The following is a 19,792-nucleotide window of genomic DNA, read 5'->3' as shown; positions in this document are numbered from 1 at the left end:
GCCACCCGCTACGACAAGACCGCCGAGTCCTACCACGCAGCTGTCGCCCTCGCCTCACTCCTGATGTGGGCGTGACATTTGACGACAGAACCTAGGGGCGCGGGGAACCGCGCACGGGCGGGTGACGCCCTCGCGTCGTAGGCGACCTGGCCGGGGCCGGCCTCAAGGGGCGCGGGGAACCGCGCGCGGTGCCCTCACGCCCCCGGTGTTGCGGGAGACCTACGCGCTGAGGGCGGCGACTGCCTCGGCGATGGTCAGTTCCTGGCGGTCGCCCGTGCGGCGGTCCTTCAGTTCGAGGACGCCCTCCGCGGCGCGGCGCCCGGCGACGAGGATCTTCGGGACGCCGATCAGCTCGGAGTCGGTGAACTTGACGCCGGGCGACACCCCGGCCCGGTCGTCCACCAGCACCCGCAGCCCCGCAGCGCGCAACTGCTCGGAGACGTCCAGCGCCAGCTCGGTCTGGAGCGCCTTGCCCGCCGCGACGACGTGCACGTCGGCCGGGGCGACCTCGGCGGGCCAGCACAGCCCCTTGTCGTCGGCGGTCTGCTCGGCGAGCGCCGCGACCGCGCGGGAGACGCCGATGCCGTAGGAGCCCATGGTGACGCGGACCGGCTTGCCGTTCTGGCCGAGGACGTCGAGCTTGAGCGCGTCCGCGTACTTGCGGCCGAGCTGGAAGATGTGGCCGATCTCGATGGCGCGGTCCAGCTTGAGGCCGGTGCCGCACTTCGGGCAGGGGTCGCCCTCCTCGACGACCACGACGTCGACGTACGCGTCGACCTGGAAGTCACGGCCCGCGACGACGTTCTTCGCGTGCGTGTGCTCCTTGTTGGCGCCGGTGATCCAGGCGGTGCCGGGGGCGACGCGCGGGTCGGCGAGGTAGGTCACCTTGTCGAGGCCCTGCGGGCCGACGTAGCCGCGGACGAGGTCGGGGCGGCCGGTGAAGTCCTCGGCGGTGACGAGTTCGACGGCGGCGGGGGCGAAGTGGGCCTCGACCTTGCCGAGGTCGACCTCGCGGTCGCCGGGGACGCCGACGGCGACGATCTCGCCGTCGACCTTCACCAGCAGGTTCTTCAGCGTGGCGGAGGCGGGCACGCCGAGGGAGGCGGCGAGGGTCTCGATGGTCGGGGTGTCCGGGGTGGGGATCTCCTCGGCGGCGGGCACGGCCGAACCGTCGACGGGCTTCAGCTCGTACGTGATCGCCTCGGTGTTCGCGGCGAAGTCGCAGTTGGGGCAGTCCGCGAAGGTGTCCTCGCCGGCCTCGGCGGGGGCGAGGAACTCCTCGGACTTGGAGCCGCCCATGGCGCCCGCGGTGGCGGCGCAGATGCGGTAGTCGAGGCCGAGGCGCTCGAACACCTTCTGGTAGGCCTGCCGGTGCAGGGCGTACGACTGGGCGAGGCCCTCGTCCTCGGTGTCGAAGGAGTAGGAGTCCTTCATCAGGAACTCGCGGCCGCGCAGGATGCCGGCGCGGGGGCGGGCCTCGTCACGGAACTTGGTCTGGATCTGGTAGAGGATGACCGGCAGGTCCTTGTAGGAGGACGCCTGGTCCTTCACGATCAGCGTGAAGATCTCCTCGTGGGTGGGGCCGAGGAGGTAGTCGCCGCCGCGGCGGTCGTGGAGGCGGAACAGTTCGGGGCCGTACTCGTCCCAGCGGCCGGTGGCGTCGTAGGGCTCCTTCGGCAGGAGGGCGGGGAGCAGCACCTCCTGGGCGCCGATGGCGTCCATCTCCTCGCGGACGACGCGCTCGACGTTGGCGAGGACCTTCTTGCCGAGGGGCAGCCAGCTCCAGATGCCGGCGGCGGTGCGGCGGACGTATCCGGCGCGGACGAGGAGCTTGTGGCTGAGGACCTCCGCGTCGGCCGGGTCGTCGCGCAGGGTCTTCGCCATCAACTGGGACATGCGCTGGACCGGTGCGTTCGCCATGGTTCTCGTACTCCTGCCGATGGGGTTCTCACCGGTCCGGTCGCCGCGGGTGCGCGGCCGGGCGGGGAGAGGTGATGGCTAGGAGGTTAGCCGGGAGGCGGGGGTCGCCGGAAATCCGTTTCAGCGGCGGCGCAGCGGCAGCGGGGCGCCCATCACGGCGTACGGGCGGGGCGCGCTGGGGAAGAGGACGCGGCGGGCGAGGTCCTGGTAGCCGAGGGCGTGGTAGAGGGCACGGGCCGGGCTGTCGGTGTCGATGGCGGAAAGGATCGAGCGGGGCTGGTCGGCGGCGTCGGTGAGCGTGGTGATGAGGGCCCGGCCAGCGCCCTGGTTCTGGTGGGCGGGGTGGACGTGGAGTTCGGTGATGACGAAGGAGTCGTCGAGCCAGCCGTCGTTGCCGAGGGCGCGCAGGTAGGGCTCGACGACGGTGGACCACCAGTGGGCGCGGTCGTTGGGCATGCCGTACACGAATCCGGCGAGGCGGCCGTCGGGGGTGGTGGCGCCGAGGGCGCGGGCGCCGGGGCTCGTCATGTGACGCAGGACGATCTGGCGGCGTACGGCGACCTCGTCGGCGCCCAGTCCGAAGGCGAGGGCCTGGACCGCGAGGGCCTCGTCCACGCGGGCGGAGAGGTCCAGGGGGCCGATGACGAGGTCCATGGCCGGAGCCTACAGGGGGTGCGGTGTGTGTCCGGCAGGAAGAGCGCACTTCAGCGGGGGCCTGCCGCGGGCCGTGGCGGGGCGGGCCGGGGAGGGGGTCAGAAGAGGACGCTCATGAAGGCGCCGACCTCCTGGAAGCCGACGCGGCGGTACGTGCGGCGGGCGGCGGTGTTGAAGTCGTTGACGTAGAGGCTCACGACGGGGGCGACGTCGGCGAGGGCGTAGCGCAGGACGGCGGCCATGCCGGGGGCGGCGAAGCCCTGCCCGCGGTACTCGGGGGCGACCCAGACGCCCTGGATCTGGCAGGCCTGGGGGGTGGCGGCGCCGATCTCGGCCTTGAAGACGACCTTGCCGCGCTCGTCGAGGCGGGCGAAGGAGCGGCCGGAGCCGACGAGTTCGGCGACGCGGGCCTGGTAGAGGAGGCCGCCGTCGCCCGCCATCGGGGAGACGCCGACCTCCTCGGTGAACATCGCCACGCACGCGGGCATGATCGTCTCCATCTCGTCCTTGCGGATGCGGCGGACGTACGGATCGGGGGCGATGTCGGCGGGCATGCGGTCGGTGACCATCAGCGGCTGGTGGGCGCGGACGTCCCGGGCGGGGCCCCAGTGCGGTTCCAGCAGGCGCCACAGCTGGGCGGTGGCCTCGGCGGGGCCGACCACGGAGGAGCAGCGGCGGCCTGCCCGGCGGGCGCGGTCGGCGAACGCGCGGACCGCGCGGGGGGTGGCGCAGATGGGGACGAGGTTGGCGCCCGCGTAGCAGAGGGACGTGAGCATGCCGTCCTCGTACCAGCCCCACATCTCGCCGCCGAGGCGCCACGGGTCGAGGCCCGCGACCTGGACGCGCGAGGTCACGAAGGCGTTGGCCACGGGTTCGCGGCCGAGGACGGCGAGGGCGGCGTCCAGGTCGCTCGGGTCGAGGACCCGGGAGGTGGTCTGCGTCAGCACGTACGGGGCCTCACAGTGGGGTCTGCCTGGTCTCCGCACTGTACCTGCCGGGGGCTGGGGGGGGCTGGACGGTGCCGTCCGTCTGGGCTGGAGGTGTGGGGGGCGGTGCCCCCCACCCCCCCGCTGTCGGCCCTGGACGGGCCTTGGGCGCCCGCGCCCGGCGGGGGGGGGGGGGGGGGGGGGGGGGGCCCGGGGGGGGGGGGTGGGGGGTGGGGGGGGGGGGGGGGGGGCCGCGGGCCCGGGGGGGGGGGGGGGGGGGGGGGGGGGGGGGCCGGCCGGGGGGGGGGGGGGGGGGGGGGGGGGGCCCCCCCACGCCCCCGCTGTCGGCCCTGGACGGGCCTTGTCCTCAAGCGCCGGACGGGCTGGGCGGGCTTGTGGGCGGCTGACCGTGGGTCGTGGGTCGGTGGTGCGGGGGCTGCCGCCCCCGCGCCCCCGCTGTCGGCCCTGAAAGGGCCTCGTCCTCAAACGCCGGACGGGCTGGTGGGTCGAGGCCTGGCCTGTCGAAAAGGCTCGGCAAGCCGTACGGGCCGGGCGGACGAGCCGAGAAGCTCGATCTGCGGGGTGGGCTGGGAAGCTCGACCGGCTGGGTGCGGGGTCAGCCCGCGACCGACACCGACGGTTCGCCGGAGGCGATGCCGTCGGCTTCCATCTGTTCGGCGAGCTTCATGGCTTCTTCGATGAGGGTCTCGACGATCTTGGACTCGGGGACGGTCTTGATGACCTCGCCCTTGACGAAGATCTGGCCCTTGCCGTTGCCGGAGGCGACGCCGAGGTCGGCCTCGCGGGCCTCGCCGGGGCCGTTGACGACGCAGCCCATGACGGCGACGCGGAGGGGGACCTCCATGCCGGTGAGACCCGCGGTGACCTCTTCGGCGAGCTTGTAGACGTCGACCTGGGCCCGGCCGCAGGAGGGGCAGGAGACGATCTCCAGGCCGCGCTGCTTGAGGTTGAGGGACTCCAGGATCTGGAGGCCCACCTTGACCTCCTCGGAGGGCGGGGCCGAGAGGGAGACGCGGATGGTGTCGCCGATGCCCTCGGAGAGCAGCGCGCCGAAGGCGACGGCCGACTTGATGGTGCCCTGGAAGGCGGGACCGGCCTCGGTGACGCCGAGGTGCAGGGGGTAGTCGCAGGCCGCGGCGAGCTGGCGGTAGGCGTTGACCATGACGACGGGGTCGTTGTGCTTGACGGAGATCTTGATGTCGCGGAAGCCGTGCTCCTCGAAGAGGGACGCCTCCCACAGCGCCGACTCCACCAGCGCCTCGGGGGTGGCCTTGCCGTACTTCTGGAGCAGGCGGCGGTCGAGGGAGCCCGCGTTGACGCCGATGCGGATCGGGGTGCCGTGGTCGAGGGCCGCCTTCGCGATCTCCTTGACCTTGTCGTCGAACTGCTTGATGTTGCCCGGATTGACGCGGACGGCCGCGCAGCCCGCCTCGATCGCGGCGAACACGTACTTCGGCTGGAAGTGGATGTCCGCGATGACCGGGATCTGCGACTTGCGGGCGATCACGGAGAGCGCGTCGGCGTCGTCCTGCGTGGGGCAGGCGACGCGCACGATCTGGCAGCCGGACGCGGTCAGTTCCGCGATCTGCTGGAGGGTGGCGCCGATGTCCGACGTACGGGTCGTCGTCATCGACTGCACCGACACCGGGGCGTCGCCGCCGACCGCCACGGAACCGACCTGGATCTGCCGGCTCTTGCGGCGTTCGGCCAGCTTGGTCGGAACGGACGGCATGCCGAGAGAAATCGCAGTCATCTGCTGTGCAACCCCAAGTCGTGGATCAAGGTCCGGTCCCGTGAGCAGCGGGCCCCGGCCTTCGAGATTACGGCACCGGCACGGCGGCGGGCACATCCCGCACGTAAACCCACCGCACGAGGGGGCGGCCGGACCCCCGTAGGGTTCCGGCCGCCCGTGAACCCCGTGTGGCTAGGAGATTTTGACGGGGTTGACGACGTCCGCGATCAGGACGAGGACGGTGAAGCAGATGAAGATGCCCGCGACGACGTAGGCGACCGGCATCAGCTTCGCGACGTCGAACGGGCCGGGGTCGGGGCGGCGCAGGACCTTGGCGGTGTTGCGGCGCAGCGCCTCCCAGAGGGCGCCCGCGATGTGGCCGCCGTCGAGGGGCAGCAGCGGGAGCATGTTGAACAGGAACAGGGAGAGGTTGAAACCCGCGAGCAGCATCACGAACATGGCGAGCTGCTGGGAGGCCGGGATGTCGAGGGTGGCGATCTCGCCGCCGACGCGGGCGGCGCCGACGACGCCCATCGGGGAGTCGGGTTCGCGCGGGCCGTCGCCGAAGGCCGCGTCCCACAGGGCGGGGACCTTGGAGGGCAGGGCGGCGAGGGAGTCGACGGCGTCACCGACGCGGTCGGTCATCCAGCTGACGGACTCGCCGAAGTCCTGCTTGACGACGCCGGTGGCGGCGCTGAAGCCGAGGAACCCGGCCTCGACGTACTTGCCCTGGACGTAGCTGCCGTTGCCGTCCTTCTTGGCGACCATGTTGGTGGCGATGGTGGCCTTGAGGGTGACCTCGCGGCCGTCGCGCTCGACGACGATGGGGACGGTCTGCCCGGCGCTGACCCGGATGAGGTCGGAGAGGGTGTCCCAGTCCTCGGTGCGGCGGCCGTCGAAGGAGACGATCCGGTCGCCCTTCTCGATGCCCGCGGCGGCCGCCGGGGAGGCGGGGTCGGACTTGGCGCAGGTGTCGCGGTTCTCGCTCTGCGCGATGACGCAGGGCGAGACGGACGCCACCGAGGTGGTCTGCTGCTGGATGCCGAAGCCCATCAGCACGGTGAGGAAGAGCACGACCGCGAGGATCAGGTTCATGAACGGGCCCGCGAACATCACGATGACCCGTTTCCACGGCTTGCGCGTGTAGAACATCCGCGACTCGTCGCCGGGTTTCAGCTCCTCGAAGGCGGCGGAGCGGGCGTCCTCGATCATGCCGCGCCACGGCGAGGTGGAGCGCACGGTGACCCGTCCGTCGTCGCCGGGCGGGAACATGCCGATCATGCGGATGTAGCCGCCGAACGGGATCGCCTTGACGCCGTACTCGGTCTCGCCCTTGTGGCGGGACCAGAGGGTGGGGCCGAAACCGACCATGTACTGCGGGACCCGGATGCCGAAGAGCTTGGCGGTGGAGAGGTGCCCCAGCTCGTGCCACGCGATCGACACGAGCAGGCCGAAGGCGAAGACCACTATGCCGAGGATGAACATCAGGGTCGTCATGCACGGGCCTCCGCCGTCTGTGCCGCCAGTTCCCGGGCCCGGGCGCGGGCCCAGGTCTCCGCTTCGAGGACGTCCGGCACGGTCAGGGAAGTTCCCGTGTCCGGGGTGCCGTGTTCCTCGACGACCCGGGTGACGGTCTCCATGATCCCGTTGAACGGCAGCGCGCCCGCCCGGAAGGCTTCCACGCACTCCTCGTTGGCGGCATTGAACACCGCCGGGGCGGTGCCCGCGAGCTGACCGACGTGCCGGGCGAGGTTGACCGACGGGAACGCGTCGTTGTCGAGCGGGAGGAACTCCCACGTCGACGCTTTGGTCCAGTCGAAGGCGGGCGCCGCGTCGGGCACGCGCTGCGGCCAGCCGAGGCCGATCGCGATCGGGCCGCGCATGTCCGGGGGCGTCGCCTGGGCGAGCGTCGAACCGTCGGTGAACTCGACCATCGAGTGGACGTACGACTGGGGGTGGACGACGACCTCGATGCGGGAGAACGGGATGTCGTAGAGGAGGTGGGCCTCGATCACCTCCAGGCCCTTGTTGACGAGGGTCGCGGAGTTGATCGTGATGACCGGGCCCATCGCCCAGGTGGGGTGGGCGAGGGCCTCCTCGACGGTGACCCCGGCGAGCTGTTCCCTGGTGCGGCCGCGGAAGGGGCCGCCGGAGGCGGTGACGACCAGCTTGCGGACGTCGGCGCGGGTGCCGGCCGCGAGGGCCTGGAAGAGGGCGGCGTGCTCGGAGTCGACCGGGATGATCTGGCCGGGCTTGGCGAGCGCCTTCACCAGGGGGCCGCCGACGATGAGCGACTCCTTGTTGGCGAGCGCCAGCGTGCGGCCCGCCTCCAGGGCGGCGAGGGTGGGCGCGAGGCCGATCGAGCCGGTGACGCCGTTCAGGACGGTGTGCGCGTCGGAGGCGGCGAGCTGGGTGGCCGCGTCGGGCCCGGCGACGATCTCGGGCAGCGGCTCCCCCGCGCCGTACGCGGCGGCGAGCGCCTCGCGCAGGGCGGGCACGACGTCCTCGCGGGCGACCCCGACGGTCCGGACCCGCAGGCGGTGGGCCTGCTCGGCGAGGAGGGCGACCCGGCCTCCGTGGGCGGACAGGGCGGTCACCCGGAAGCGGTCCGGGTTGCGCAGCACGAGGTCGACGGCCTGGGTGCCGATCGACCCGGTGGACCCGAGGACCACCACGTCCTTGGGGCCGTCGCCCGCCACGGGGTCGTAGACGAGGTGCGGGTCGGCGAGTGGGGCTGGACTGTCGCTCATGGACCCATTCTTGCCTCATCGGGTGCGCGGGCGGGCACGGTGTCCCCTCCCGGTCCCCGGGGAGTCCCCCACGGGCTCCCCCGCGGCTCCCCCGGAACTCCCCCGCGGCCGCCCGCGAGGGGCGGGGCGCGGGGGAACCGGAGGGTCCCGGTGGCGGGGCGGGCGGGTCACCCGATCCGGCGGTGGACGTTCTCGCGGGCGGACGGGCCGGGGGTGGTGTCGGCGATCCACGGGCCGTCGCCCGACGGGTCGATGACGCCGTCCTCCAGCCACGTGTACGTACCGGCCATGACGCCCTGGACGACCTTGCGGTCGAGGTCGTCGGTGTTGGACCACAGGCGGGTGAAGAGGTCCTCCACGCGCAGGCGGGCCTGGTGGCAGTAGGCGTCGGCGAGCTGGTAGGCCGCGCGGCCGTGTTCGCCGCGCGAGCGCAGCAGCTCGGCGCGGACACAGGCGGCGCTCATCGCGAACAGCTCCGCGCCGATGTCGACGATCCGGCCGAGGAAGCCCTGCTTGGTCTCCATCCGGCCCTGCCAGCGGGACATGCCGTAGAAGGTCGAGCGGGCCAGCTTGCGGGCGGTGCGTTCCACGAACCGCAGGTGCGCCGAGAGGTCGACCTCGTGCTTGAACTCGGCGTACGAGGTGGGCAGCTGGCCCGGTCCGGCGACCAGCTTCGGCAGCCACCTGGCGTAGAAGGCACCGGCGTGGGCGCCCGCGCGCGCCTTGTCCTGGAGGGAGGAGTCGGGGTCGATGAGGTCGCCCGCGACGGAGAGGTGGGCGTCGACGGCCTCGCGCGCGATCAGCAGGTGCATGATCTCGGTGGAGCCCTCGAAGATGCGGTTGATGCGCAGGTCGCGCAGCAACCGCTCGGCGGGGACGGCGCGTTCGCCGCGGGCGGCGAGGGAGTCGGCGGTCTCGAAGCCGCGTCCGCCGCGGATCTGGACGAGTTCGTCGGCCATCCGCCAGCCCGCCTCGGAGGCGATGAGCTTGGCGAGGGCGCCCTCGATGCGGATGTCGTTGCGGTCCTCGTCGGCCATCTGCGAGGACAGGTCGAGGACGGCCTCCAGGGCGAACGTGGTGGCCGCGATGTACGAGATCTTCGCGCCGACCGCCTCGTGCCGCGCGAGGGGCTTGCCCCACTGCTCGCGGGCGGCGGACCACTCGCGGGCGATCTTCAGACACCACTTCCCGGCCGCCACGCAGGACGCGGGCAGCGAGAGCCGCCCGGTGTTGAGGGTGGTCAGCGCGATCTTGAGACCCTGGCCCTCGGCGCCGATGCGGTGGGCGGCGGGGACGCGCACCTGGTGGAAGCGGGTGACGCCGTTCTCGATGCCGCGCAGGCCCATGAAGGCGTTGCGGTTCTCGACGGTGACGCCGGGCGTGCCGCTCTCCACGAGGAAAGCGGTGATGCCGCCGGGGTGGCCCTCGCTCCTGGGGACGCGGGCGGTGACGACGAGCAGATCGGCGACGACGCCGTTGGTCGTCCACAGCTTCACGCCGTCGAGGAGGTAGTCGTCGCCGTCGGGGACGGCGGTCGTGGCGAGGCGGGCCGGGTCGGAACCGACGTCCGGTTCGGTGAGGAGGAACGCGCTGATGTCGGTGCGGGCGCAGCGCGGCAGGAACTCCTGCTTCTGCTCGGGCGTGCCGAACAGCTTCAGCGGCTGGGGCGCGCCGATCGACTGGTGCGCGGAGAGCAGGACGCCGACGGCGGGGCTGGCGGAGCCGACGAGGGCCAGCGCCTTGTTGTAGTACACCTGGGTGAGGCCGAGGCCGCCGTACTGCGGGTCGATCTTCATGCCGAGGGCGCCGAGTTCCTTGAGTCCGGTGACGACCTCGTCGGGGACGCGGGCCTCGCGTTCGATGCGGGCGCCGTCGACGTGCGTCTCGCAGAACGCGCGGAGCTTGGTGAGGAACTGCTCGCCGCGCCGCACGGCCTCGTCGGTGGGGACGGGGTGCGGGTGGATGAGGTCGAGGCGGAAGCGGCCGAGGAACAGCTCCTTGGCGAAGCTGGGCTTGCGCCACTCCTGGTCCCGCGCGGCCTCGGCGACCTGGCGGGCCTCGCGTTCGGTGACGACGGGCTTCTTGAGGGGTGGGGCGGACATGAGGCTCACCTCGCCGCGGACCGGCGTCCGCGCATCGGGACCATGTACCTGACGGGGACCCCGTGGGCCCCAGGACGACCGACGGGTCACCGACAGGTCACCAACGGGTCGTACCCGATCGTTCGTACCCGATCCGGGACGGACCCACCACCCCTCACGCGGCCCGCGCACGCCCGCCGGACGGCCCGGCCCGGCGGGCGGACGGCCGGGGCCGGGGGCCGGGGCCCGGGTGCGCGTACCGGAGGCACGTTGCGCCGGTCGGGTGGCGTGGGGCGGTACGGCCAAGGGGCCCTGGCGAGTACAGGGAGCGGACCCGGCGGGTACGGGAAACGGGCCCGCCGGGGTACGGCGAAGGGGCCCGGCACCGAGGTCCAGGTCGGTGGCGGGCCCCTTCGGGGAACCGGGTCGATCAGAGGGCGAGGCCGGTGAGGACCAGCACGCGCTCGTAGGTGTAGTCCTCCATCGCGAACCGGACGCCCTCGCGGCCGACGCCGGACTGCTTGGCGCCGCCGTACGGCATCTGGTCCGCGCGGTAGGAGGGCACGTCGCCGATGACGACGCCGCCGACCTCCAGCGCGCGGTGGGCGCGGAAGGCGGCCTGGAGGTCGTGGGTGAAGACGCCCGCCTGGAGCCCGTACTTGGAGTCGTTGACGGCGGCGAAGGCCTCGGCCTCCCCGTCCACCCGGCGCACGGTCAGGACCGGCCCGAAGACCTCCTCGCAGGAGAGCGTGGCGGTCTCGGGGACGTCGGTGAGGACGGTCGGCGCGTAGGAGGCGCCGTCGCGCTCGCCGCCGGTGAGGAGGGTGGCGCCCGCCGCGACGGCCTCGTCGACCCAGGACGCGACGCGCCGCGCGGCGTCCTCGCTGACCAGCGGGCCGACGTCGGTCTTGTCGTCGGCGGGGTCGCCGGTGACCTGGGCCTCGACGGCGGCGACGATGCGCGGCAGCAGCCGGTCGTACACCGGCGCGTCGACGATGACCCGCTGCACCGAGATGCAGGACTGGCCGCCCTGGTAGTTGGAGAAGGTGGCGATGCGCTGCGCGGCCCAGTCGAGGTCGGCGTCGGAGGCGTAGTCCCCGAGGACCACGGCCGCGCCGTTGCCGCCCAGCTCCAGGGTGCAGTGCTTGCGCGGCACCGAGTCCATGATCGCGTAGCCGACCTTCTCGGACCCGGTGAAGGAGATGACCGGCAGCCGCTCGTCCTGGACCAGGGCGGGCATCCGGTCGTTGGCGACCGGCAGGACGCTCCAGGACCCGGCGGGCAGCTCGGTCTCGGCGAGCAGTTCGCCCAGGATCAGGCCGGAGAGCGGGGTGGCGGGGGCGGGCTTGAGGATGATGGGGGCGCCCGCGGCGATCGCCGGGGCGACCTTGTGCGCGCAGAGGTTCAGCGGGAAGTTGAACGGTGCGATGCCGAGGACGACGCCCTTCGGGAAGCGCCGGGTGAGGGCGAGGCGCCCCTGGCCGCCCGCGTCGGTGTCGAGGCGCTGGGCCTCGCCGCCGTTGAACCGGCGGGCCTCCTCGGCGGCGAACCGGAACACGGACACGGCCCGGCCGACCTCGCCGCGCGCCCACTTGATGGGCTTGCCGTTCTCGGCGGAGATCAGCTGGGCGATCTCCTCGGTGCGCTCGGCGAGCCGCTTGCTGACGTGGTCCAGCGCGGTGGCGCGGACGTGGGCGGGGGTGGCGGCGAACGCGTCCCGTACGGCGTACGCGGCGGCCACGGCCTCCTCGACCTGCGCGTCCGAGGGGACGGAGACCCGGCCGACGAGCCGGCCGTCCCACGGGGAGGTGACGTCGAAACTGTCCTCGCCGGTGACCTGGCGGCCGGCGAGCCAGAAGGCGTGGGTGGAAGTCATAGTCGGGTCCCGGCCCTTCCGCGTGGGAGGTGTGCTGATGGCTGGCTGTTCGGGTCCACGGTAGGCGGGGCACGCCACGGCGGTGTTTGTCCGCGCCGTACGGGTGGGGGGTGGGGGTGCGCCGGATTGGCGCGGTCGGTCGGGAGCGGGGGCGAGGGCGTCCGGCTCCGGGACCGCCGGTCAGCGGTCGGCGGCCGGCGGCACGCAGTCGGTGATCGGCGGTCAGCGGTCGGCGCGGCGGAGGAGGAGCCACAGGGCGGTGAGGAGCAGTCCGCCCAGGCACCAGCTCGCGGCCACGTCGAGCGGCCAGTGGTAGCCGCGGCGCACGAGGCCGTACGACACGGCCGCGACGAGGACGACGGCGGTGATGACGGCGGTGCGGCGGGCGGCCGGGGCGGTGAGCAGGCGCAGGAGCAGGAGGACCGCGGCACCGTAGGCGACCGTCGCGGTGGCGGTGTGGCCGGAGGGGAAGTAGCCGGTGGCGGGCGGGACCGCGGGGGTGCCGGGCCGGTCGGTCCACACCTTGAGGGGGACGACGATCAGCGGTACGAGGGCCATCATGGCGAGCGCGGCGGCCGGGGGCAGCCACCAACGGGCGGTGCCGGTCGCACGGGCGCGCAGGGCGGCGTAGGCGGCGGCCAGGACCAGGACGGGCACGGCGACCTGGACGTTGCCGAGGTCGGAGAGCAGCTCGGAGAGGCGGTCGGGGTGGACCAGGGCCCGGCTGAGGCGGGCGTCGGCGCGCAGGAGGGGGCCGTCCGCGAGGACCTGCCAGGTGGACAGGGCCAGCAGGAGCAGGAGCGGCGGGGCCAGGAGGGGGGCGAGTCGGCCGGGGCGGGCGGTCGGCGGCGCCGGGGTCTCGGAGGTGGTGGACATCGGCTCCAGCTTCTCAGGAGCGGCGCCGGGTCCGGACGGGGGCGAGGGGCGCGATGCGCGCGAGGGGCGGCCGACGGGCCGGCTCGGGAAATGGGCCAGTCCGGGAAATGGGTCGGCCATCCCGGAACAGGGGGGGTGGTTCCGGGATGGCCGTCCGGATCGGAACGCCGCGCGCCCCGGGGGGTTTGGGGCGGGCGACCGTCCGATCGAGGAGATCCGTGACAGAGCTCCGGTGTGTGCGCGAGGCACGACCAGGGCGGAACTGGGGAGGCCCCGACCCGGTCAGCCCGCAGTCGCCTGCGGGCGGGGTGTATCTCTCATCTGGAGAGAACCTACGGCAGTGCGGGGCGGGGCGACAGACGGAATCCCCACCCGCCATCCACCCCGCACACCTTCTTCACACGCTCTGCCCGGCCCGGGAGTCCGTGGCTCCCGGGCCGGACGGCCGCGGCCCGCTCAGATGCGGGAAACGCCTGCTCAGATGGGTACGGCGGGTCTGTTCTGCCGGGTACGGCGGGCCTCTCCGCCGCGTCCGGCGGCCCCCGCCGCGGACCGTCCGTCAGACGCCCGTGAAGGCCTGCTCGATGATGTCCAGGCCCTCGTTGAGAAGGTCCTCGCCGATGACCAGCGGGGGCAGGAAGCGGAGGACGTTGCCGTAGGTGCCACAGGTCAGGACCAGCAGGCCCTCCTGGTGGCAGGCCTTGGCGAGTGCGGCGGTGGCCTCCGGGTTCGGCTCCTTGGTGGCGCGGTCCTTGACCAGCTCGATGGCGATCATCGCGCCGCGGCCCCGGATGTCGCCGATGATGTCGAACTTCTCGGCCATCGCGGAGAGCCGGGCCTTCATGACGGCCTCGATGCTCTTGGCGCGCGCGTTGAGGTCCAGCTCCTTCATCGTCTCGATGGAGCCGAGCGCACCGGCGCAGGCGACCGGGTTGCCGCCGTAGGTGCCGCCGAGGCCGCCCGCGTGGGCGGCGTCCATGATCTCGGCGCGGCCGGTGACGGCGGCGAGCGGCAGCCCGCCCGCGATGCCCTTGGCGGTGGTGATCAGGTCGGGGACGATGCCCTCGTCCTCGCAGGCGAACCACTGGCCGGTGCGGCAGAAACCGGACTGGATCTCGTCGGCGACGAAGACGATGCCGTGGTCGGCGGCGAACTGGCGGATCGCGGGCAGGAAGCCGCGGGCGGGCTCGATGAAGCCGCCCTCGCCGAGCACCGGCTCGATGATGATCGCGGCCACGTTGTCGGCGCCGACCTGCTTGGAGATCTGGTCGATGGCCTGCGCGGCGGCCTCGGGACCGGCGTTCTCGGCGCCGGTCGGCCAGCGGTAGCCGTAGGCGACGGGGACGCGGTACACCTCGGGCGCGAACGGGCCGAAGCCGTTCTTGTACGGCATGTTCTTCGAGGTCAGCGCCATCGTCAGGTTGGTGCGGCCGTGGTAGCCGTGGTCGAAGACGACGACCGCCTGGCGCTTGGTGTACGCGCGGGCGATCTTGACGGCGTTCTCGACGGCCTCGGCGCCGCTGTTGAAGAGCGCGGACTTCTTGGCGTGGTCACCCGGCGTCAGCTCGGCGAGGGCCTCGGCGACCTCGACGTAGCCCTCGTACGGGGTGACCATGAAACAGGTGTGGGTGAAGTCGGCGAGCTGGGCGGAGGCCCGGCGTACGACGGCCTCGGCGGAGGCGCCGACGGAGGTCACCGCGATGCCGGAGCCGAAGTCGATCAGGCGGTTGCCGTCGACGTCCTCGATGATGCCGCCGCCCGCGCGCGCCGTGAAGACCGGCAGCACGGAGCCCACGCCCTGCGCCACCGCGGCGAGGCGGCGGGCCTGCAGCTCCTGCGACTTCGGGCCGGGGATGGCGGTGACGACGCGGCGCTCCTGCGGAAGTGCGGTCATGGGGGCTCCCTGATGATCTTGCGTACCGGGCGTACGGGCGTGCTGGGCCTGGGGGCGGGCCGCGGGGACGGGGTGCTCCGGGATGCGGGGCGGCCCGTCCTGCCGCGCGGGGTCCGTTTTCGGACGCTTACCTCTTTTCCCGCAGGCTAGGGCGGTGAAGCAGGGGCGGGCATGCTCCATGTGGGCGGTGTCGCCGCCGCGCTTTGTCCGCCGTGGACAGGGGCGCGGGTCGCCGGGTCGGCGCGGCGCCGGGCGCGTAAGCGGTGAACTCCCCTTGCGGGGGCGTTAGATTGACCCGGCGATGGTGGACGGAGCGGCTGGTCAGGGGGCAAGGGCGATGGACAGCGACGGGACCCAGGACGCGCGGGGCACACACGCGGACCCCGTGCCGCGCCCGGCGACACCACCGGGGCCGCCCGCGATGCCCCCGCCGGGGTACGGGACCGTGCCGCCGCCCGCCGCCGGGGCCGCGCCGCCGCCGAGGCCCGCGGGCGCTCCCCCGGTGCCGCCACAGCCCTCGGGTCCGCCCGCGTCCGGCCCCGTGGACACGGCGCCCACCTCGGCGGCGCCCACCTCGTCGGGGCCCACCTCGGCCGTGGCCGCCTGGTTGGACGAGGCGCGTCCGGAGGCGCGCACCGGGATCTGGCGGTACGGCTACCGGCCGCCGAAGCCCGCCCGCCCGAGCGAGCGACTCGCGCCCGTGACGATCGTCGGCATGCTGATCCCGCTGGTCGTGGCGCTCGTCCTGTGGTCGCTGTGGCGGCGCGGCGGGGTGCCGTACCAGTTCGCGCCGCTGCGGCTGTTCACGCCGGAGGACTGGTGGTGGGGCGGCACCGTGGCCACACCGAAGACCGGCGAGGGAATCAGGGCACGCATCGTCTATGACGGTGTCTTCTTCGCGCTCCTCGTGTACACCATGGCCCGACTGGGAGGCTGGGCTCAGGCCGTACACCACTTTGTCGGCCGACGTCCGCAGCCTGGACGTGCTCTGATCGCCCTCATCGCCGCCCTGCTGACCCTGAGCTTCGTGTTCCCCGACGCGTTTCCCCTGGTGGGCTGGGACCCCCTGCCAGTTGCGCGCCCGCTGCTGGCGTTGACTGCCCTGGTCTTCGGCGGCATCCCTTCTCAGACGTACGCGGATCTCCTCTACACCGCCATCACCCTCCTCGTCCTCTGGCCCTTCGCCCTCCTCGGTGACTGGTGGCCCTACCTGAAGGAGCGGCTCGCGGCGCGGCGGGCGGTCGCCGTGCCCGGGGTGCCCGCCGCCGTGGTGCGGCCGCGGGCGCAGTGGCCGGAGCTGCGGGACGCGGGGCAGGACGAGGCGGCCGACGTGCTGACCGCCGAGGCCGGGGCCGGGCGGATGAACGACGTGGACTGCGCGCGTGTCACCCGCGCCTGGGCGGCCCGCCGTGCGGACTTCCGGGAGACCGTGCTGCGGGAGGGCGGGGCCGCCTGGACCCACCCGTCCGGCGCGCGCGACCTGCCCCGGCGGGCCGCGCGGCACGACCTGCTGACCCGGCAGGTGCGGGTCGGGCGCTGGGTCGCCGGGGACCGGACCCCGCTCGCCTACCACGACGCGGGGGCCGCGCTCGGGCCGGAGGCGCTGGGCACCTCGCTGCTGGCGGTCGGGCCGTCCGGGTCGGGCAAGACCCGGCTGCTCGCGGAGCCCGTCGCGGAGGCGCTGTCGCTCCAGGCCCTGACGGGCGGATGCGCGCTGGTCGCGGTGTCGGCGCCGGGCGGTCCGCTCGGTCCCGACGCCGCGTACGACGTGATCGTCCGCCTCGGGGACCGGTCGTCCGCGCACGACCTCGACCCCTACGCCGGGTCCGACGATCCCGACGAGGCCGCCGCGATCCTCGCGGAGGCGCTGGCCGGCGATCTCGACACGGTGAACGGGCAGGCCGCCGCCACGGCCCTCGCCCAGCTCCTCGGCCCGTACCGGGCGGCGTACGGCGTGTTCCCGCCGCTGCCGGTGCTGCGTGAGCTGCTGGAGGGCGAGCCGGGTGCGCTGGCGGTGCTGCGGACGGCTGTCGCGGACGACGAGGTGATGCGCCGTGAGCTGGAGGCGCGCACCCGGCAGACCGGCGCCCCCGGGGACCCCGGACGGGCCCTCGCCGACCGGCTCGCCCTGCTGAACCGGCCGGTGTTCGCCGGGTTCCTCGGCAGCGGGGCGACGGGTGCGGGCGGCGGCGCGCACCGGGCGTTCTCCCTGCGCGCGATCGCCCATCACCCGCTGCGGGTGCGGATCGACCTGCCCGAGCGCGGTCACGAGGAGGCCGGGCGGCTGATCACCCGGCTCGTCCTCGCCCAGTTCCACGCCGTGGTGGGCGCGGGCCGCCGCGACCACTTCGCCGGGCTGGTGCTGGACGACGCGACGGGCGCGGTCACCCCCGACTCCGTACGCCGCGTCCAGCGGCTGCGGGCGCGCAACGCGGGCGTGCTGCTGTCGCTGCGGACGGTCGGGGACGTACCGGAGTCGCTGCACGGGCCGCTCTTCGGGGCCGTCGGCTGCCGGATGGCGTTCGCCGGGGTCACCACCTGGGACGGCGGCCGGTTCGCGCAGACCTGGGGCACCGAGTGGGTGGAGACCACCGAGGTCGCCAAGCACACCGTCTTCGCCGACCAGCCGATGACGCGGGCGCTGCACGCGCTGCGCAAGCTGGTCACCGGCAAGGCGGTCACCACGGACGCGGTGACCGTGCGGCAGGTGGAGCGGGAGCGGTGGTCGGCGTCCCGGCTGGCGCACGAAGTGCCGCCCGGCCACGCGGTGCTGTCCCTGACGACCGTCGACGGCGAGCACGCGCCCCCGCTGCTGGTGGACCTGCGCGGCTGACGCGCCCCCGCCCCCGGCCCCGGCCGACCGTCCGGCGGGCGGACTCGGCACGCGCGGCACCCCTCCAGTGAGGCAGAATCGGCACCGGCCCTTCATACGTCGCGGCCAAAAGATCAACGCGTAGATAGACCCATGGAGATAGACCTATGGAGATCAACCCGTAGATCAACCCGTTGATCACCCCCGTAGATCACCCCGCCGATCCCGAAGGTCCGAAGGCCCCATGCCGCCCACCCTCGCCTCGCTCGTCCACCACTCGGCGTTGAAGCTGACCGTGCGGGCGGGCGGCGACCGGCTGGACGTGCCCGTGCGCTGGGCGCACGTCAGCGAGCTGGCCGACCCGGTGCCGTACATGGAGGGCGGGGAGCTGCTGCTGATCACCGCGTTGAAGCTGGACGCGGAGGACCCCGAGGCGATGCGGCGCTACGTGAAGCGCCTGGCCGGGGCCGGGGTGGTGGGGCTCGGTTTCGCGGTCGGCGTCAACTACGAGGAGATCCCGCAGGCCCTGGTGGACGCGGCGGAGGCGGCGGGGCTGCCGCTGCTGGAGGTGCCGCGCCGGACGCCGTTCCTGGCGATCAGCAAGGCCGTGTCGGCGGCGATCGCGGCCGATCAGTACCGGTCGGTGACGGCCGGGTTCGCCGCCCAGCGGGAGCTGACCCGGCAGACCCTGACGGCCGGGCCCGAGGGCCTGCTCGCCTCGCTCGCCTCCCAGGTCGACGGCTGGGCCGCGCTGTACGACGCGTCGGGCGCGGTCGTCGCGGCGGCGCCGGAGTGGGCGGGGCGGCGGGCGGCCCGGTTCACGGCGGACGTGGAGCGGCTGCGGGACCGGGCGGCGCCCGCCTCGGCGGTGGTCGGCGGCCCGGAGGGCGGCGAGCACGACGACCGGGTCGAACTGCACTCCCTCGGCACCGGGCGGCTGCCCCGTGCGGCGCTCGCGGTCGGCACGGCGGCGGCCCTCGGCACGGCCGAGCGGTACGCCGTCCACTCGGCGATCGCCCTGCTGACCCTGACCACCGAGCGGTCCCGTTCGCTGCGGGCGGCCGAGCAGCGGATCGGGGCGGCGGTGCTGCGCATGCTGCTGGCGGGCGAACCGGACCACGCGCGCGCGGTCGCCGGTGACCTGTACGGCGGGCTGCTGGACGCGCCGTTCCGGGTGATCGTCGCCGAGGCGGCGCCCTCCCCAGCCCGCGCGCGTCCGGCCACGGACCCGGCCGGGGAACCGGCGGGCGCGCTCGCCGACCTCGCGGAGGCCGTGGAGTCGGCGGCGGCGCGGTCCGGGGAGGCGGTGCTGGTGGTGCCCGGGGGCGGGCGGCTGGTGGCGCTGGCGGCGGACGACGGCGCGGCGGCTGCGGCCTGCGCGCGGTTCGCGACGGCGCTGGAGGGCGCGCGTGCGGCCGGGGGCGACGGGGAGGGCGGGGACGGTGAGCTGGTCGTCGGGCTGTCCGCCCCGGCGGGGCCGATGGGCGCGGGGGCCGCGTACAAGCAGGCCGAGCAGTCGCTGTCGGTGGCGCGGCGGCGGGGCCGGGTCCTGGTGGAGCACGGGCAGCTGGCGGCGGGCTCGGTGCTGCCGCTGCTGGCGGACGACGCGGTGAAGGCGTTCGCGGACGGTCTGCTGCGGGCGCTGCGCGAGCACGACGCGACGGGCCGCGGGGACCTGGTGGCGTCGCTGCGGGCGTGGCTCTCCCGGCACGGCCAGTGGGACGCGGCGGCGGCCGATCTCGGCGTGCACCGCCACACCCTGCGCTACCGGATGCGCCGCGTGGAGGAGATCCTGGGCCGTTCCCTGGACGATCCGGACGTCCGCATGGAGCTGTGGCTGGCGCTGAAGGCGACGTCGGCGGAGTAGTTGAGCAGCGGCGTGGCACCCGCCCACCCGCACCGGGTGGCGGGAGACGGCGGGCCGTGGGCGACACAGGGTCGTGGGGGCGGCGGCGGGCCGTGGGGGACACGGCGGGCCGGGCGGCCCCCGGGGGTCCGGACGGACCGCGTCGGCCGCACGGGCGGCCGACGTGACGGGTCCGACGGAACAGGGTCCGGTCGGTTCAGGTCGGGTGTGCTCGGGTCCGGTCACCGCTTCGGGCCGAGTCTTCGGGTCAGACCCCTCAGGTCAGACGCCTCAGGCCAGGCCCTTCGGGTCGGGCCCTCTGCCTCGGTTCGGACCCTTCGGCCTCCCCGGTTTCGGGGGACGCGGAGGCGGGTGGGTCCGGTCCGGCCTGGTCGGCGGCCGGG

The 19,792-nt window shown here is 74.0% G+C and carries 13 protein-coding genes; 2 read left to right on the top strand and 11 right to left on the bottom strand.

The genetic code is table 11. The features are described 5' to 3' along the window. Window positions 1-219: 219 nt before the first annotated feature. From ACIQPQ_RS36385 to ACIQPQ_RS36335, 11 genes are all read right to left on the bottom strand, one after another. Window positions 220-1,920: a proline--tRNA ligase gene (locus ACIQPQ_RS36385; protein WP_401312927.1), complete on the bottom strand. Its 1,701-nt coding sequence runs from the start codon at window positions 1,918-1,920 to the stop codon at window positions 220-222. A 120-nt stretch (window positions 1,921-2,040) separates the two neighbouring features. Beyond that, window positions 2,041-2,574, bottom strand: coding sequence for a GNAT family N-acetyltransferase (locus tag ACIQPQ_RS36380; protein WP_401312925.1), 534 nt, complete (start codon window positions 2,572-2,574; stop codon window positions 2,041-2,043). A gap of 98 nt (window positions 2,575-2,672) precedes the next feature. After that, on the bottom strand, window positions 2,673-3,521 hold the full coding sequence (locus tag ACIQPQ_RS36375) for a GNAT family N-acetyltransferase (protein ID WP_401312922.1): 849 nt from the start codon (window positions 3,519-3,521) through the stop codon (window positions 2,673-2,675). Between the two features lie 595 nt (window positions 3,522-4,116). After that, window positions 4,117-5,274, bottom strand: coding sequence for a flavodoxin-dependent (E)-4-hydroxy-3-methylbut-2-enyl-diphosphate synthase (gene ispG, locus ACIQPQ_RS36370; protein WP_401312919.1), 1,158 nt, complete (start codon window positions 5,272-5,274; stop codon window positions 4,117-4,119). Window positions 5,275-5,445: 171 nt separating this feature from the next. Then, entirely contained in the window at window positions 5,446-6,738 is a 1,293-nt protein-coding gene (locus ACIQPQ_RS36365) for a M50 family metallopeptidase (RefSeq protein ID WP_401312933.1), read from the bottom strand. Between the two features lie 8 nt (window positions 6,739-6,746). Further along, window positions 6,747-8,003, bottom strand: coding sequence for a 1-deoxy-D-xylulose-5-phosphate reductoisomerase (gene dxr / locus ACIQPQ_RS36360; RefSeq protein ID WP_401312916.1), 1,257 nt, complete (start codon window positions 8,001-8,003; stop codon window positions 6,747-6,749). A 167-nt stretch (window positions 8,004-8,170) separates the two neighbouring features. Beyond that, window positions 8,171-10,105 carry an acyl-CoA dehydrogenase family protein gene (locus ACIQPQ_RS36355; RefSeq protein ID WP_401312913.1) on the bottom strand — a complete coding sequence of 645 codons (1,935 nt, stop codon included), beginning with the start codon at window positions 10,103-10,105 and terminating at the stop codon, window positions 8,171-8,173. A gap of 409 nt (window positions 10,106-10,514) precedes the next feature. After that, the gene (locus ACIQPQ_RS36350) at window positions 10,515-11,960 is read right to left on the bottom strand and encodes an aldehyde dehydrogenase family protein (protein WP_401312910.1); all 1,446 of its coding nucleotides are present in this window, start codon (window positions 11,958-11,960) and stop codon (window positions 10,515-10,517) included. A gap of 222 nt (window positions 11,961-12,182) precedes the next feature. Continuing rightward, window positions 12,183-12,836 carry a phosphatase PAP2 family protein gene (locus ACIQPQ_RS36345; protein WP_401312907.1) on the bottom strand — a complete coding sequence of 218 codons (654 nt, stop codon included), beginning with the start codon at window positions 12,834-12,836 and terminating at the stop codon, window positions 12,183-12,185. A 559-nt stretch (window positions 12,837-13,395) separates the two neighbouring features. Continuing rightward, a complete protein-coding gene (gabT, locus tag ACIQPQ_RS36340; protein WP_401312904.1) occupies window positions 13,396-14,730 on the bottom strand; it encodes a 4-aminobutyrate--2-oxoglutarate transaminase in 1,335 nt (444 codons plus the stop codon). A 321-nt stretch (window positions 14,731-15,051) separates the two neighbouring features. Next, window positions 15,052-15,366 (bottom strand): hypothetical protein, encoded by a 315-nt coding sequence (locus ACIQPQ_RS36335; protein ID WP_401312902.1) that lies wholly within the window; start codon window positions 15,364-15,366, stop codon window positions 15,052-15,054. A 79-nt stretch (window positions 15,367-15,445) separates the two neighbouring features. On the opposite strand from ACIQPQ_RS36335, the gene ACIQPQ_RS36330 reads away from it, so the two are divergent. Both ACIQPQ_RS36330 and ACIQPQ_RS36325 read left to right on the top strand, forming a co-directional pair. Continuing rightward, on the top strand, window positions 15,446-17,563 hold the full coding sequence (locus ACIQPQ_RS36330; RefSeq protein WP_401312899.1) for an ATP/GTP-binding protein: 2,118 nt from the start codon (window positions 15,446-15,448) through the stop codon (window positions 17,561-17,563). A 223-nt stretch (window positions 17,564-17,786) separates the two neighbouring features. Beyond that, the gene (locus ACIQPQ_RS36325) at window positions 17,787-19,409 is read left to right on the top strand and encodes a PucR family transcriptional regulator (RefSeq protein ID WP_401312896.1); all 1,623 of its coding nucleotides are present in this window, start codon (window positions 17,787-17,789) and stop codon (window positions 19,407-19,409) included. Window positions 19,410-19,792: the final 383 nt, after the last annotated feature.

The sequence above is a fragment of the Streptomyces sp. NPDC091281 genome, assembly GCF_044757425.1.
Lineage (GTDB): Bacteria > Actinomycetota > Actinomycetes > Streptomycetales > Streptomycetaceae > Streptomyces.
The sequence above is the reverse complement of the archived record's forward strand: the minus strand, read 5'-3'. Positions and strand labels throughout refer to the sequence as shown.

Bases quoted from the DNA above. Each gene is read 5' to 3' on its own strand.
- ACIQPQ_RS36385 (WP_401312927.1), bottom strand. From the start codon at position 1,920: ATGGCGAACGCACCGGTCCAGCGCATGTCCCAGTTGATGGCGAAGACC.
- ACIQPQ_RS36380 (WP_401312925.1), bottom strand. From the start codon at position 2,574: ATGGACCTCGTCATCGGCCCCCTGGACCTCTCCGCCCGCGTGGACGAG.
- ispG (WP_401312919.1), bottom strand. From the start codon at position 5,274: ATGACTGCGATTTCTCTCGGCATGCCGTCCGTTCCGACCAAGCTGGCC.
- ACIQPQ_RS36365 (WP_401312933.1), bottom strand. From the start codon at position 6,738: ATGTTCATCCTCGGCATAGTGGTCTTCGCCTTCGGCCTGCTCGTGTCG.
- dxr (WP_401312916.1), bottom strand. From the start codon at position 8,003: ATGAGCGACAGTCCAGCCCCACTCGCCGACCCGCACCTCGTCTACGAC.
- ACIQPQ_RS36355 (WP_401312913.1), bottom strand. From the start codon at position 10,105: ATGTCCGCCCCACCCCTCAAGAAGCCCGTCGTCACCGAACGCGAGGCC.
- ACIQPQ_RS36350 (WP_401312910.1), bottom strand. From the start codon at position 11,960: ATGACTTCCACCCACGCCTTCTGGCTCGCCGGCCGCCAGGTCACCGGC.
- ACIQPQ_RS36345 (WP_401312907.1), bottom strand. From the start codon at position 12,836: ATGTCCACCACCTCCGAGACCCCGGCGCCGCCGACCGCCCGCCCCGGC.
- gabT (WP_401312904.1), bottom strand. From the start codon at position 14,730: ATGACCGCACTTCCGCAGGAGCGCCGCGTCGTCACCGCCATCCCCGGC.
- ACIQPQ_RS36330 (WP_401312899.1), top strand. From the start codon at position 15,446: ATGCTGATCCCGCTGGTCGTGGCGCTCGTCCTGTGGTCGCTGTGGCGG.
- ACIQPQ_RS36325 (WP_401312896.1), top strand. From the start codon at position 17,787: ATGCCGCCCACCCTCGCCTCGCTCGTCCACCACTCGGCGTTGAAGCTG.